At 50.3% G+C, this 15,746-nt stretch carries 13 protein-coding genes; 9 read left to right on the forward strand and 4 right to left on the reverse strand.

Going from position 1 to position 15,746, the window contains the following annotated elements:
* The 9 genes from RGU75_RS02665 (at window position 1) to gloA (ending at window position 9,614) form a co-directional block, all read left to right on the forward strand.
* The gene (locus RGU75_RS02665) at window positions 1–261 is read left to right on the forward strand and encodes a pentapeptide MXKDX repeat protein (RefSeq protein ID WP_322232743.1); all 261 of its coding nucleotides are present in this window, start codon (window positions 1–3) and stop codon (window positions 259–261) included.
* A 179-nt stretch (window positions 262–440) separates the two neighbouring features.
* Window positions 441–1,325, forward strand: coding sequence for an HlyC/CorC family transporter (locus tag RGU75_RS02670; protein ID WP_322232745.1), 885 nt, complete (start codon window positions 441–443; stop codon window positions 1,323–1,325).
* 288 nt (window positions 1,326–1,613) lie between these two features.
* Complete coding sequence (gene lnt / locus RGU75_RS02675; RefSeq protein ID WP_322232747.1) at window positions 1,614–3,179, forward strand: apolipoprotein N-acyltransferase; 1,566 nt, start codon at window positions 1,614–1,616, stop codon at window positions 3,177–3,179.
* A gap of 240 nt (window positions 3,180–3,419) precedes the next feature.
* On the forward strand, window positions 3,420–4,403 hold the full coding sequence (gene glyQ / locus RGU75_RS02680; protein WP_322232749.1) for a glycine--tRNA ligase subunit alpha: 984 nt from the start codon (window positions 3,420–3,422) through the stop codon (window positions 4,401–4,403).
* Entirely contained in the window at window positions 4,400–6,520 is a 2,121-nt protein-coding gene (gene glyS, locus RGU75_RS02685; protein WP_322232751.1) for a glycine--tRNA ligase subunit beta, read from the forward strand. Before glyQ ends, glyS begins: the two co-directional genes overlap by 4 nt.
* Before the next feature lie 19 nt (window positions 6,521–6,539).
* On the forward strand, window positions 6,540–7,097 hold the full coding sequence (gmhB, locus tag RGU75_RS02690) for a D-glycero-beta-D-manno-heptose 1,7-bisphosphate 7-phosphatase (protein ID WP_322240185.1): 558 nt from the start codon (window positions 6,540–6,542) through the stop codon (window positions 7,095–7,097).
* Window positions 7,098–7,256: 159 nt separating this feature from the next.
* Window positions 7,257–7,988, forward strand: coding sequence for a lysophospholipid acyltransferase family protein (locus tag RGU75_RS02695; RefSeq protein ID WP_322232753.1), 732 nt, complete (start codon window positions 7,257–7,259; stop codon window positions 7,986–7,988).
* A 47-nt stretch (window positions 7,989–8,035) separates the two neighbouring features.
* Entirely contained in the window at window positions 8,036–9,025 is a 990-nt protein-coding gene (locus RGU75_RS02700; protein WP_322232755.1) for a SprT family zinc-dependent metalloprotease, read from the forward strand.
* Window positions 9,026–9,203: 178 nt separating this feature from the next.
* On the forward strand, window positions 9,204–9,614 hold the full coding sequence (gene gloA / locus RGU75_RS02705; protein WP_322232757.1) for a lactoylglutathione lyase: 411 nt from the start codon (window positions 9,204–9,206) through the stop codon (window positions 9,612–9,614).
* Window positions 9,615–9,643: 29 nt separating this feature from the next.
* Here the strand turns inward: gloA and rsmA are convergent, their stop codons facing one another.
* The 4 genes from rsmA to RGU75_RS02725 form a co-directional block, all read right to left on the reverse strand.
* Entirely contained in the window at window positions 9,644–10,414 is a 771-nt protein-coding gene (gene rsmA / locus RGU75_RS02710) for a 16S rRNA (adenine(1518)-N(6)/adenine(1519)-N(6))-dimethyltransferase RsmA (protein ID WP_322232760.1), read from the reverse strand.
* Between the two features lie 211 nt (window positions 10,415–10,625).
* Complete coding sequence (gene pdxA / locus RGU75_RS02715; RefSeq protein WP_322232762.1) at window positions 10,626–11,735, reverse strand: 4-hydroxythreonine-4-phosphate dehydrogenase PdxA; 1,110 nt, start codon at window positions 11,733–11,735, stop codon at window positions 10,626–10,628.
* A gap of 126 nt (window positions 11,736–11,861) precedes the next feature.
* A complete protein-coding gene (locus RGU75_RS02720) occupies window positions 11,862–13,343 on the reverse strand; it encodes a peptidylprolyl isomerase (protein ID WP_322232764.1) in 1,482 nt (493 codons plus the stop codon).
* Between the two features lie 17 nt (window positions 13,344–13,360).
* Window positions 13,361–15,655 carry an LPS-assembly protein LptD gene (locus RGU75_RS02725; protein WP_322232765.1) on the reverse strand — a complete coding sequence of 765 codons (2,295 nt, stop codon included), beginning with the start codon at window positions 15,653–15,655 and terminating at the stop codon, window positions 13,361–13,363.
* Window positions 15,656–15,746: the final 91 nt, after the last annotated feature.

The raw sequence follows: 15,746 nt of genomic DNA on the forward strand, positions 1-15,746 counted from the left end.
ATGAAAAAGCAATTATCGGCCGTCTTGATGGGCTGTCTGTTATTGGCCGCTACAAGCGTCTATGCGCAGGATGCAATGAAACCGGATGCGATGGGAAAAGACAGTATGGCCAAGGATAGTATGTCAAAGGATCAAATGTCCAACGACAAAATAACCAAAAAAGCCCATACCATGAAGAAAAAATCGAGCATGGACAAAGATGCGATGGGTAAAGACGCCATGAGCAAGGATGGCATGGCAAAAGATGAAATGAAGAAATAATTGCGTTGTAAATAGCACTTTTGGCAATGCAATCAATGCATTGCCTTTTTTTTATTTGTGGTTAAATTATCGAGAATTAACCTTATATATTGATGCAAACGGGCACGTTTCTTCGTCCTGTCACATATTTGTTGTATCCTATCGCATTCGAAATAACGTAAATCCAAGGCTAACGCCATATGCCCGAGCACTCTAGTAGCGTCAAATCCTTTGACGCTAAACCCCATAGGTCTTTGTTTGAACGCCTGACCGCCCTCATTTCTCCCGAGCCTGAAAACCGCGCCGAACTTCTTGATGTATTGCAAGATGCGCACGAGCGCAACCTGATTGACGCCGACGCTTTGTCGATGATCGAAGGTGTATTTCAGGTATCCGATCTTTCCGCGCGCGACATCATGGTGCCGCGTTCGCAAATGGATATGATCGATATCACCAAACCCATCGAAGAATGGATGCCGGAAGTGTTATCTACCGCGCACTCACGCTTTCCCGCGGTCGACGGTGATCGTGACAAAGTCATCGGTGTCCTATTGGCGAAAGATCTGCTTCGCTATTACGCAGAAGAATCGTTCGACGTACGTGACATGTTGCGCCCTGCCATCTTTATTCCTGAATCCAAACGTCTCAATGTATTGCTGCGCGACTTTCGCGCCAACCGCAATCACATGGCCATCGTTGTCGATGAATATGGTGGCGTCGCTGGCCTCATCACCATCGAAGACGTGCTGGAACAGATTGTGGGCGATATCGAAGACGAATACGACTTCGATGAAGAAGAAGATAACATTCTGGTCATCCGCGACGGCGATCATGGCGCACGCTGGCGCGTCAAAGCATTAACAGAAATTGCGCAATTTAACGAAGCACTGGATACCCATTTTTCTGACGAAGATGTTGATACGATTGGCGGCCTGATTGCGAATCATTTGGGCCGGGTACCGCGTAAAGGAGACCAATTCGTCTTCGATCACGTGCGCTTTGAAGTCTTGCGCGCCGACCCTCGTCAGGTCCATGTATTGCTGGTCGAAAAAATACAGGGCGTGCTTCCAGAAGATGACGCGTAAGTTGGTGGGTTTGGCGAGTTCGGTATCCTGAATGCATGTGCTGGCCTGGCCGAACTAACTAAATAACTGGCACCCGAGACCAGTCAACGTGTTACCTGTAGATGCACAACTGAACCGAGAGTCCCTCCTCACACCATGGCTCTCGTTTTGCCCCATTCAAGCGACGCGAATCAGTCCTGGCAAATCGTCATTAAGACGACTCCAACAGGACGATTCAACTGATACGCTTAAATCGATATGATTTAAGCGTATTGATCGCATAACTTCTCACCAGTCTAACGCCAACCGATGACCTTGCGCTTCACCTCGAGACAACTCCCGCTAGCCACTCTGCTCGGCGCACTCAATGTACTGGCCTTTGCGCCTTTTGGCGCGTGGCCGATCCAATTGCTGACGCTGGCGCTTTTGATATGGCGGTTGCTAAAAATCGACTCAGTTAAACAAGGTATGTTACTGGGCTGGGCATTTGGCTTTGGTTGGAGTGTTTGCGGCGTGTACTGGCTGTATATCAGCATGCACGTCTATGGCGGAATGCCAGCATGGATTACAGCGTTAGCAGTGGGATTGCTGGCGCTATTCGTAGGTCTGCACGCGGCCACGGCGGCTGGCTTAACAATCTGGTTGCGCCGTCGCTGGTCAGCCTCGCCAGCGATGACTGCGCTGGCGATTTTTCCGTCGCTATGGGCTTTGAGCGAATGGGTTCGTGGGTGGATTTTTACCGGCTTTCCCTGGCTGGTATCCGGCTATGCCCACACCGCCAGCCCACTCGCCGGTTACGCCCCGATAATTGGTGTCTACGGCCTTGGCATGATCGCGGCGTTGATCGGCGGCTGTCTGGCCTTGCTGCTCAACAAAAATGAGCAGGGAAAACTGGCAGGAATAGCAGCCATTGTGATTCTGTTGATCGGCGTGGGTCTACACAAGATCGATTGGACCAAACCCACGGGGCAACCGATATCGGTACGATTACTACAAGGCAACATTGCTCAGGAGATGAAGTTTGATCCGGCAAAAATCGATCAGACACTCGGTCTTTACAAGGATTTGATCAGCGCCGCGCCAGCTGACCTGATCGCCACCCCAGAAACAGCGATACCGCTATTGCAGACGCAGCTACCGCCAGAATATCTTCCTGCAATCGCACAGTTTGCACGGCAATCCGGCAGTTATATTGCGGTGGGCATCCCCATCACGGATGGTCCCAATTTGTATGCAAACAGCGTCCTTGGATTTTCGCCGAACACTGCCGAAAATTCAGACGCTAGCGCCGATAGACCGCACATTTATCGCTATGACAAACACCATTTGGTCCCATTCGGCGAGTTTATTCCTTATGGCTTCCACTGGTTTGTCGATTTGATGAATATCCCGTTGGGCGACTTTACCCGTGGCGCGCCGGTGCAACCGCCGTTCGCGGTAAAGGATCAATGGGTGTTGCCTAACATTTGCTATGAAGATTTATTTGGAGAAGAAATCGCGGCACAACTGGCGGCATCCGCGTCTGCCGGTCATCCTGCTGCGACGATATTGCTCAATATGTCGAACATCGCGTGGTTCGGCGATTCGATTGCTTTACCACAACATTTGCAGATTTCACAAATGCGCAGTATCGAAACCGGCCGCCCAATGTTGCGGGCAACCAATACCGGCACAACCGCCGTCATTGATCCGCACGGCAATGTGACCGCCCACTTAGCGCCGCTCAGTCGCGGTGCACTTGCGGCCTCGATACAAGGTTTTACGGGTAATACACCTTATATACTGCTTGGCAACCGCTTACTGTTAATGTTAGCCACGGTATTGTTGGCTATCACGAGACTGTCTGGACGCCAGCGTAAGACCAAAAAAGAGTGAATCAAATACGTTTGCACCGGTCGATTGCTGAGCAATGATTCGTGCGCTCTAAAAAGTCATTCGATGGTCAGTTACTAATGTCTTAACTATAACGTAACTACAACATTATGCAGCCGTAACAGAAGTCGTAACCCAAGCCAGTCACATAAGGCTGCCAAAACCCGCTAAAATCGCTCCTTTAGCGAAACTCACTTTGCTTTTTAGCAACCGGCCCTGCCGCATGGAGCAGCACAAAAAATAATGCTTACATTTCAACAAATTATTCTCAAATTGCAAGACTATTGGGGCGCTCAAGGTTGCGCGCTATTGCAACCTTACGACATGGAAGTCGGCGCTGGCACCTCGCACACCGCGACCTTTTTACGCGCTATTGGGCCAGAACCGTGGCGCGCTGCCTATGTGCAGCCATCACGTCGGCCTAAAGATGGTCGATACGGCAACAATCCTAATCGCATGCAACATTACTATCAATATCAGGTAGTGCTAAAACCTGCGCCAGAAAACATTCTCGATCTTTATCTCGGCTCGCTTGAGGCCCTCGGCCTTGATCTGCAAAAGAACGATGTCCGCTTCGTTGAGGATGACTGGGAAAATCCGACCTTGGGTGCATGGGGTCTGGGTTGGGAAGTCTGGCTGAACGGCATGGAAGTGACGCAATTCACCTATTTTCAGCAGGTCGGTGGTCTGGATTGCAAGCCTGTATTGGGCGAAATCACTTACGGCATTGAACGATTGGCAATGTATTTGCAAGGTGTCGAAAACGTCTACGATTTGGTCTGGACGGAATGGATCGAAAATGACGTCAAGAAGCATCTAAGCTATGGCGATGTCTTTCACCAAAATGAAGTCGAGCAATCGACTTACAACTTTGAGTATGCCGATACCGAATTCTTGTTCCCGCTATTTGGTAGCTACGAAGCACAGGCCAAGAAATTGCTAGCCGTGCCGCTGGCACTGCCAGCCTATGAAATGGTGTTAAAAGCGGCGCACACCTTCAATTTGCTGGATGCACGTGGCGCGATCTCAGTGACTGAGCGTGCTGCCTATATGGGCCGGATTCGCAACCTTTCACGCGAAGTCGCGAAGGCCTATTACGAATCGCGCGAAACACTCGGCTTTCCGATGTGGGAACTCAGCGAAAAAAATGCGCCGTTATTGTTAAAAGAATTTGGCGACGAGTACACCACGACGGTGGCACGCCGCGCAGGGAGTGAAGCAGCATGAGTTCTACCCTTTTAATCGAAATTTTTACTGAAGAATTGCCGCCAAAGGCGCTCGAAAAACTTGGTAACGCTTTCGCCAGCGGCATTTTTAATGGTCTGAAAGCGCGTGATTTTTTAAACACCGATGCCATCGCCACGACTTACGCGACGCCACGACGTCTCGCTGTCATTATCAGTAACGTCCGTGCAGTCTCGCTGGATAAGACCATGCGCGAGAAAGTGCTGCCGGTTTCAGTAGCACTCGACACACAAGGTCAGCCCAGCGTGCCGCTGATCAAAAAACTCGCCGCATTAGCTGCTGCGACCAACGCTGTACTGATCACGCCAGATCAACTGGAACGTGCCGTCGATGGCAAGGCCGAAAGCTTTTTCTACAGCTATACCGCGAAAGGTGCAGCGCTGGAAACTGGCTTGCAAGTCATTCTGGATGACACCGTTGCCAAATTGCCGATTCCGAAGCAAATGAGCTATCAGCTTCAGTACGGCCCGGCCGCTGGCGAAACAGTGCATTTCGTCCGTCCGGCACACCGTCTGATTGTCTTGCATGGCGACGCCGTGGTGCCGTTACGCTTGTTGGGACTGAACGCGGGTCGGATCACCGGCGGTCATCGCTTTTTGTCAAAAGGCGCTATCACGATTGCAAATGCAGAGAGCTACGTCGAAGTATTGGCAAGCCAAGGCAAGGTCATCGCCAGTTTCAGCCAACGCAAGGAACAAATCCGTACAGCGTTGCTGGCCGCAGCCGGTGGTGATCAAGTGTTGATGCCAGAATCGTTGCTGGATGAAGTGACCGCTCTGGTCGAATGGCCGGTGGTCTATCCATGCCATTTTGAAGACGAATATCTGACGGTTCCGCAGGAATGTCTGATCCTGACCATGCAAACCAATCAGAAATATTTTGCGCTGACTGATGCGACCGGCAAATTGCGTTCGCGCTTTTTGATCGTCTCGAATCTGGAAACTAAAGATCCGCAATACATTATTCAAGGCAATGAACGTGTGGTGCGACCGCGGCTTGCAGATGCCAAATTTTTCTTTGAGCAAGATCAGAAAAAAACCTTGGCAGATCGCGTACCGCTACTCGCCAACGTGGTGTATCACAACAAGCTGGGTAATCAGTTTGAACGCACACAACGCGTTCAGACAATCGCGGTTGCTATCGCCACCCTTCTCAGCTCTGATCCTCTGTTGGCAGTGCGTGCGGCCCGTGGTGCAGAACTAGCCAAAGCCGATTTACTGACCGATATGGTGGGCGAGTTCCCGGAACTGCAAGGCATTATGGGAACGTACTACGCGCGCCATGACGGCGAGGCAGATCAGGTTGCGCTGGCGATCTCGGAACATTATCAACCGCGCTTTGCAGGTGATGCGCTACCGACGACCGATACCAGTACCGCAGTTGCGCTTGCCGACAAACTGGAAACGCTGGTCGGTATCTGGGGTATCGGCTTACAACCAACCGGCGACAAAGATCCATTTGCGCTACGTCGCCACGCATTAGGCGTATTGCGCATGTTGCTCGAAAAACGTCTGCCGTTATCGTTACAACATTTGTTGCAAACGACAGCGGCTTCGTTCGCCGACAATGCTAACTTCAAAGATCCCGGCACAGATGTGCTGAGCTTCATGTACGACCGCTTGCGTGGCATATTGCGCGAGCGCGGATACGCACCGAACCAGATCGAAGCGGTTGTCGCGCAACAGCCTGATACGCTGACCAACATCATTGAACGCCTGGATGCTGTGCAGGCATTTGCAGCTTTACCGGAGGCCGAAGCATTGGCAGGGGCCAACAAGCGAATCACCAACATTCTGAAAAAGAATAATGTGGTCCAGACCGGTGCAGTACAAGCAAACTTATTACAGGACGCCGCAGAAAAAAATCTCGTAGCAGCGATGACCAATGTCAAACCGCAAGTCGATGCAGCCTTTGCCCAAGGCGATTTTGCTGGCGCACTGCAATCGCTCGCACGTTTACGATCCGAAGTTGACGCCTTTTTTAATGAGGTGATGGTGATGGCAGAAGACGAACAGTTGCGTAACAACCGTTTGGCGTTACTGTCCAATCTGCACCTGATGCTGAATCAGGTCGCTGACATCTCCAAGCTGGTTGCCTGAGATCAACATGGGACAGACAATCAAACTGATCATTCTTGACCGCGATGGCGTGATTAATCAAGATTCCGATGCCTTCATCAAGTCACCCGATGAATGGATTCCGATCAAAGGCTCGCTAGAAGCCATTGCGCGTCTGAATCAGGCGGGGTATCACGTCGTCGTGGCAACCAATCAATCGGGCGTTGCCCGTGGTTTGCTTAGCATGCAAACGCTGAATGAAATCCATCAAAAGATGCACAATGCGGCACAAATGGTCGGTGCAGAAATTGATGCGGTCTTCTTTTGCCCACATGCCGCTGAAGATAATTGCGACTGTCGCAAGCCGAAGCCAGGAATGTTTATCGACATTGCCAAACGTTTTGATATCAGTCTGCGTGGCGGCGTGCCCGTGATCGGCGACTCCCTGCGCGATTTACAAGCCGGTTTCGTAGCAGGATGCGCGCCGTTTTTGGTATTGACCGGCAAAGGTGAGACTACGCGAGAAAAAGGTGGCCTTCCCCCCGGGACCATGGTGTTTCCGGATTTAGCGGCGGTGGTCGATTTTCTATTGAAAAAGTCGGTAGAAATGTCGGTTTGAAGCACGTAATCTGAGCGCTGGAGTGGGGTACTCAAGTGACTCCAACATACCGCGCCTTTCAACCTGCTGATGGTATAGACATTCTGTGACAACGTTGATGGCTTTGGTTAAGGCTTAAGCTGGTTTGACGTTGCTGCGATTAATATTTTTGGAGTATGTATGCAGTTTTTCTTGTTTCTAAGGTCCGTGTTGTTCTTTGCGATCATGACTATCGCGACGGTTATATGGGCTATCGCCTGTCTTTTTTTCGCGCCCTTTCCTTACGCCAGAAGATATTATCTTACGTCACGCTGGAACGTCTTTATCATCTGGTTAGCGAAGGTAATTTGCGGCATTCATTATCAAATCAAAGGCGCTGAAAATTTTCCAGACGCCCCCGCTATCGTGCTATCCAAGCATCAGTCAGCGTGGGAAACCATTTTTTTACTGCCGATGACGCCGCGCCCGTTAGTGTTCGTCTTCAAGAAATCGCTTACCTACATTCCGTTCTTTGGTTGGGGCATTGCATTGTTGCGCATGATTCCTATTGATCGCAAAGGCCGTGATGCGTTCGCGCAAGTGGTTACGCAAGGACGCCGCCGTCTGGCCGATGGCCAGTGGATAATCATGTTTCCGGAAGGAACACGGATTCCTGTTGGTCAAAAAGGTAAGTATAAACACGGCGGCACACGGCTTGCCATCGAAACCAACTCGGTAGTCGTACCCATCGCCGTTAATGCGGGTGAGTGCTGGCCGAAGAACTCATTTATCAAAAAACCGGGGATGATTACTGTCTCAATTGGCAAACCGATCTCACCAGAAGGCCTAAATAGTGCCGAGATGATGGAAAAAGTTGAAAATTGGATAGAATCAGAGATGCGGGTCATTTCACCGCACGTCTACTCAAAGTAGCACGCCAGACCGTTGATCAGCATTGTTAACAATAACAGCCGCCAATCTTGAAATTTTTGCATCAAAAATCGAAACAACCGACGCCCGACCTTAAGCCGCATCTGCGGCCGCTGGTTTCTCTGCAGCAACCGCTCGCCCGCCAACTGGATCTGTTCAGTATCGAGCCGCCTCACGCAGATCAGGAATCAGAGGCCTCGACAAATCTGACAGTTGCGCCGATAACGCCGCCGGAATCGAAACGCATTCCATCACCGACTGTACCGGTATCACCGCCCGACATTCACACGTCGCTAATGCAGCTTCCGCTCGCTGCTGGCAAACGTCGCCTGCACATCGACGCGCACGTGCTGGACTACGCGCTACTGCGCTCTAAACGGCGTTCAATCGGTTTTGTGATTAGTGACGATGGTCTGCGGGTGACTGCGCCAAAGTGGGTCACGGTCGTTGAAATTGAAAGTGCCATTCGCGAAAAGAAACGTTGGATTTTTGCCAAACTCCACGAATACCGCGATCGCTCGGCACGTCGTCTGCAGCCACAAATGACATGGTGCGATGGTGAAACATTACCTTATCTTGGTAATGACATCACATTACGCATCCGCTCAACCCAAGTCGCCGGTATTGAATTCGATGCCGAAGCTGGTACATTAACGGTTTGCCTTCCTGTTGATGCCAGTGAGCAACAATTGAAAGATCGTGTGTTGGGCTGGTTGCAACTTGAAGCCAAACGCGTATTCGGTGAACGGCTTCCGTTGTACGCAAGCAAGCTGGGAGTGACCTACAAATCGTATGCGCTCTCGTCTGCCACCACGCAATGGGGCTCTTGCACCGCGGACGGCAAAATACGCCTGAACTGGCGACTGATGCACTTTGCCTTGCCGCTGATTGATTACGTGATCGCGCATGAATTAGCCCATCTCCGTGAAATGAATCACAGCCCGCGCTTTTGGGCGACAGTACAATCCATATTCCCAGAGTTTGAAACGGCTAGACGCACACTACGCGATAGTGCACAAGAAACGTTACCTATTTTTTAAGCTACGGATGTTAGGTCTAAAATTCGGATATTGAAAATTCGTTTACCATCAGCATCTGTTATCTGGAATCATCTCTAAAGTCGTCACTCAACGCAGTACGTAAATGCGGCATTAAAATAGGGACACTATTACCCTCCGCATGCTCTAAGCATTTCCCTTCCCACTACCGAGAAAATTTATGCTACTCCTACACACTATGCTGCGCGTCGGCAACCTGCAACGTTCTATCGATTTTTACACCAAAGTGCTCGGCATGAAATTGCTGCGTACCAACGATAACCCTGAATATAAATACACACTTGCTTTCGTCGGTTATGGCACCAATCCGGACCACGCAGAATTAGAATTGACCTACAACTACGGAGTCGATAGTTATGAACAAGGCACGGCTTACGGCCATATTGCTTTAGCCGTTGAAGACGTGCATAAGGCTTGCGCGGATGTCAAATTGCAAGGTGGCAATGTTACCCGCGAAGCAGGCCCGGTCAAAGGTGGCACAACCAATATCGCGTTCGTACAAGACCCGGACGGCTATAAAATTGAGTTAATTGAGCGCAAACCCGGCCATTGGCCGAATGCAAAGCTATAACGCGGTATAGCAGTCCGCCCCAATGTCTTTTACTTCATTCGGTTCGCAAGGCCAACGAACAGTTCCATTGAAACAGTTTCAGGTCTTGCTTGCGGGTCGATACCGGCATCGATCAGATCATTTTCGGTAAACATCCCCGAAAGACTGTTACGAATCACCTTGCGACGCTGGGTAAAAGCTTTTAACACCACATCTTCCAGCTTCTGTTGATCACACGCCAAGGGCTCTGCAATCGGAATCATACGCACGATTGCCGACTCAACGCGTGGCGGTGGATCAAATGCTGTCGGAGGTACGATAAACATTAATTGCATTTTGTAGCGCCACTGCAGCATCACAGAAAGTCGACCAAACGTTTTGCTGCCGGGCTCTGCCACCATCCGCTGGACAACTTCTTTTTGCAACATAAAATGCTGATCCTGGACCAAAGGGGCGATCTCAGTCAATTGGAATAGCAGTGGACTTGAAATGTTGTACGGCAAATTGCCAACCACACGCAGTTTGCCCTCACCCACCAATGGAATGCTACTGAAATCAAATTTCAATGCATCTGCGGAATGCACATGAAGACGGGCAGGATCGAAAGTTTTTTCCAGCCGCGTCACCAAATCTCGATCCAGTTCGACCACGTGCAACTGCTTTAACGATTTGAGCAGCAAACTGGTCATCGCCGCCAAACCAGGCCCAATCTCAACCATGTTGTCATCTGCTTGCGGTGCTATTGCACTGATGATGTCGGTCAATACCTGCTTGTCAGTGAGAAAATTTTGGCCGAAGCGCTTACGTGCGATATGTTTCATGTTATGGGTGCAATACGCTGATCAAAGGTAATACTAATAAGGTGATGGGATTCTGTGCCGAGTGGCTGAAAAAATCTCGCACAAAAAAATAAATGCCGCATTTTTTTTACACTATTGTGGAGTGCATTCGGCAATCCACTTTGGACGGCGATGATGATTCTTTATCCCTCTGGATTATGCAACGGCACTTTTAAGGGCGTATAAAACTAAGTTATTCTGCCGTGCTAACGCTAAGGCCCACGGCGTCGGAAGTGGCAGTCGCGCGCACCATCTGAGCCGCAGAATGCAGCGCAGCCAGCATACTGCCATGATCCGCTTTGCCTAATCCCGCAGCCGCTAAGTCAAGAGCGGTTCCGTGATCGACCGACGTCCGAATGATGGGTAAGCCAAGCGTAATATTAATGCCGTGCCCAAAGCTGGCATATTTGAGGACTGGCAAACCTTGGTCGTGATACATCGCCAACACGCAATCTGCCTGATCCAGATACTTTTGCTGAAACAGTGTGTCGGCCGGATAAGGGCCACTGACCAGCATTCCTTTAGCCTTTGCTGCCGCCAATACCGGTGTGATGATCTCAATTTCTTCACGTCCGAGGTAACCGCCCTCACCCGCATGCGGATTAAGCCCCGTTACCATAATACGCGGCTGCGCTATACCAAATTTGGTTTGTAAATCGTGGTACAAAATATCTAACGTGCGGCTCAAACTGTCTGTAGTAATCGCCGCAGCCACGTCCTTCAACGCCAGATGCGTAGTCGCTAAGGCAACCCGCAACGGCGGCGTGGTGCGATCAGTCGCCAGCATCATCACTACTTGCGCTGTACCGGTTTTTTCTGCCAGGTATTCGGTATGACCGGTGAAATGAACGCCAGCATCGTTGATAGTGCTCTTTTGCAGAGGCGCAGTGACGATACCGTCAAAGCTTTTTGCGGCGGCACCTGCAATCGCGATATCCAGCGTCTTTAAGATGGCGCGACCATTACGCGGATCAAGTTTGCCCGGCTGCACATGCACGCTAAAAGGCGAGTCAATCACAGCAATACGATCTGGACCAAAATTGGGCAAACCGCTAAAAAGAAAGGCCTGCTCCGAGAGCGCAACCAATTTAATCGCCGGATCAATCTCAGCCGCGATCATCGCTAAAAAAGCAGCGTCACCTATAAGAACGCTATTGATGTCAGCCCGCAATTCCCACGCCGCCTTGATAGAAATCTCAGGCCCGACGCCAGCTGGCTCGCCGCAGGTGATCGCGAGGATAGGACGACGCGCATTAGCGCTAAGGGATAGTGTTGCGGTACTAACAAATTTTTGATCTGTCATTGAATGGTCAATAAGTAAGTCATTACGATCATGCCGGTTTTACTTGAGTTTTACTTGAGTTGCATTTGAGTTGAGCTTGTTACCCCGCGCACTCACAGGAAGTCTCGATGCGCGCGGGGCTAACGATCAATTATTATCTTCGGTACGGTATTCAACATAAGCGCGATCGCGTAGCTCACGCAACCAGTCATTGGTAGCTTCTTCCGTTTTTCGGTCACGAATGGCAGCACGGGCCGCGAGTCGCTTACGATCAGCCGAAACAGTGTCCGTTTTGCGTTCCAACACCTGAATCAGGTGATAACCGAAAGGTGTTTCAATCGGGTCACTAATTTGTCCGGGTTTCAAAGCGTCCATGGCGCGCTGAAATTCAGGTACCGTGTCGCCAGGATAAATCCAGCCAAGATCGCCACCTTTAGATGCTGACAGATCATTTGAGTAGAGTTTTGCCAGATCCTCAAATTTCGCAGCATGATTATCCAGACGATCTTTTAATTCAAGCAAGCGCTTTTTTGCTTCTGCAGCGGAAACTGTTGGCGTAACCTTGATCAAAATATGGCGCGCATGCGTTTGCTCAACTGGCGCAGCGGCTGGTTTTTCAACATTGGTAGCAGCACGTTTGTCGTTAAGTCGGATGACGTAAAATCCGTTTGCACTCTGCAAGATAGGTGAGACCTGTCCTGGCGTCAGCGTGGCGGCTGCATCAAGAAACATTTTTGGCAAACGATCCTGTGAACGCCATCCCAGTTCTCCACCGGTCAATGCATCGGGTGCATCAGAGTAGGTTGCCGCAATTTTGCCAAAATTTCCGCCTGATTTAAGTTGCTGCAAGACCTCTTCAGCACGCTTGCGTCGGGCGCTGACTTGCGCTGGCGAGGCATTTTCTGGTACCCGCACTAAAATTTGCGCCAGGTTTAACTCCTGCTGCGCTTGTTGCGATTGCTTGTTGCTAGCTTCAGCGATCATGTAATTGTCGACTTCTGATTCGGTAATTTGAATCTTGTTGTCGACTTCCCGCTCACGTAAACGTTGTAGCAAAATTTCGCGGCGAATGTCATCTCGAAAAGCAGGATACGGAATATTGTCATGAACCAATTGCTTGCGGAAGTCGCTCATGGACAGCTTGTTTTGTTCCGCAATACGGCCAATGGCAGCATCCAGCATTTTGTCATCAACTGACAAGCCTAATTCTTTGGCTGCCTGCACTTGTGCGCGCTCAAGAATCAGGCGCTCCAACAGTTGTTTTTGCAATTCAGCCGGTGGCGGTGCTTCGATACCCTGACTTTTCATCCGTTGAATCACATCCTTCAGGCGTAAGGCTAATTCCTGACGCGTGATAACTTCGTTGTTAACAACCGCCACGATGACATCGATAGTCTGCGGAGTATTGGCCGTTGTTGCTCTCGAAGCGGGCGCAGTTGAGGGCGCTGGCGCCGTGTCAGAAGTAGTTGGTGAGGCCATGACGGGCGGACTTGATGGGCTCGCCGCTGGCTTTTGTGCCCACGCACTGGATGTGACGCTAAACAGCATTGCCACAATGATCGAGGCTAGCTGCAGCTTATTGGAGTGATTGGACTGATTGGTTTTGCGCATAGTGATGAGAGCATTCATATATAAGTATGACGGATTCAATTACTGATGATCTTGTCTGGTTGATTTACATTCTGATAACCTGGGATGCTGCCTTTTAACGCCTGCATCGGATTAGAGCCGAGTTTTGTCAATCCATTCAATTCAAGCTGGAAAAATAATGCCGAGCTAGTCTGTGCCGTAGACGTCGGTGTGCGCTGCGCTACTACGCGGAAAACCCAACAATCCGCTTTGTACTCTATTCCGATCAGCCCCTCAGCGACCCGACGATCCTGAAGCGAGTAGTTGATACGACCAACACCATACCAGCGTTTAGCTATCGGCCACTGCGCCGAGAGATCAACCTGCTTCAATATCTCGTTATTATTGAGAGCAACATCTGCCGGAGTACGATCCAGACGGTAAGCCAGATTAATCACTTCTTTAGGCGCGGGCTGCCAGCGCATACTGAAGTTTGCACGCTGAACGGTGTTAATACTTTGACTGTATTGGAGGTTACTATCTATCCCTAAAGTGCGCGTGAGTTGACCACTGGCTCCCAGTAATAAATCAGAGCGACTATTGACAACACTGTTATCTAAAGATACCAACGGTGGTGTGAAATAAAAGCGCTGACCGACTGCCAAGCGCAAACGCTCAATGCCACTTTCTTCGATAAAGCGGGAGGTGATTGCTGTGGTTAGCTGATTTGCATCACCAATACGATCATGGCCGGAAAAGCTGTTTTCAGTAAAAATCTGCGCAAAATTAAAGTCTGATACGCCTGTGTCGAACAGTGGATAGTTATTTTGATCTTTGTACGGCGTGCGCACGTAAAACATCCGCGGCTCCAACGTTTGTGTCACGGCATTACCAAACAATTTAGCCTCACGTTCAAACGTCAGACCACCATCGAGAGAGAACGTCGGCAAGACACGGCTAAAACTCGTCGGCGAACCCGGCACCACATCCGTGAGGCTGTACGACGTCGCATCCAATTGAAGTTTTGGTGTCAAAAAATAACTTGCACCAATAATCGGATAGGAAATCTGCGGATTAATGTAAAGACGATCACCCTCACCCGGCAATTGTATGGTCTTTGGCACATCGTAAGAACTATTCTTAAATCGGGTGTATTGCGCATTCACAGACCAGTCAAATCCACCGACATCCTGACGACTGAAGTTGTAACTCACTTGCGGCAGCCGGTCATATGGACGCACGATCAATGGATTCCCGTTAGCGTCATAATCTTGCAAAACCTGGTAACGCGATGCCACCGCGGACACGTTGCCATATGCGCCACCGTAGGTCAGGTCTAATTCACGGTTCAACAAGCGTTGTGCACTTTGCGTAATCGACCGAGAGAAATCATCCGGATATTGATTGTCGGATGCATAGTTGACATTCCATCCCAAGCCAAAGCCACCACCCAAGGTCTGCGTATGATTCGACTGAATCGCATAGCGATTGGTCTTGGTCAACAGATCATTCGGCAGATATTCGAGTTTGGTTATCCCGCTGTATGTATCGCCAAGATAACGTCCTTCCAGGCCCAACTGCACACCGCGTTTGGTAATCACATTCGGGGTGAACGTCAAGTCTCGGTTGGGCGCGATATTAAAGTAATACGGCATACTGACTTCGAACCCGCCCGTGCTGGTGGCGCCAATCGTCGGCGGCAAAAATCCGGATTGACGGTCGCTTGACAGGGGGAAGGATAAAATAGGTGAGGCCAGAATCGGCACATCTTTAAAATACAGCACTCCACCATGGGCTAAACCTTCGCCACGACCGCTGTCGATATCCATGGTACTGGACTTAATGTACCAATCAGGGTTAGTACCGGGACAAGTCGTGTACGTGCCCGTAATCGCTCTAGCGTGATCTTCATCCTGAAAATCATAACGTTCAGCGGTGCCGTGACCTCCGTTTATCCCAAATTTATACGTCGGTTGCGTCAAAAATCCCTGCCCCGAATCCATATTTAGCTTGAGATCGTTTCCAGTATATTCGTCTCCGTAACGATTCATGCGCACGCAACCGTGGGCTTCGACTTCGTTTTCGATGATCCGGTAAGTCCCCTTGTCGGATTTAACTTCTGTCTGACCACGTGTTAGATCAACATCGTTGTCGAGATTCAACACCCGATCAGGACGTCCCGTCATCTGCTCGGCCTCCACCGTCGTTGGCAAATTGCTCTCATCGACGCGCGGCTGCCGGACCAATGTGGTTTGCGCCACCGCTGCCGACGACACAAATATTGGCACTGAAGAAGCTAGTACTGAGGCAATCAGCCATGCGAGACGTCGCATACGCGGCAAGGGCAACCGCACCATCTGGTGTTTCCGCATGGCCACATGCCCACGAAAAGGCGAGCGAAGTGGAGGCGACAGCAAGGATTGCGGCGACGATTGTGAAAGGGATACTGATGAAAACCGTGTC

The sequence above is a fragment of the Glaciimonas sp. CA11.2 genome (assembly GCF_034314045.1).
Classification (GTDB): domain Bacteria; phylum Pseudomonadota; class Gammaproteobacteria; order Burkholderiales; family Burkholderiaceae_D; genus Glaciimonas.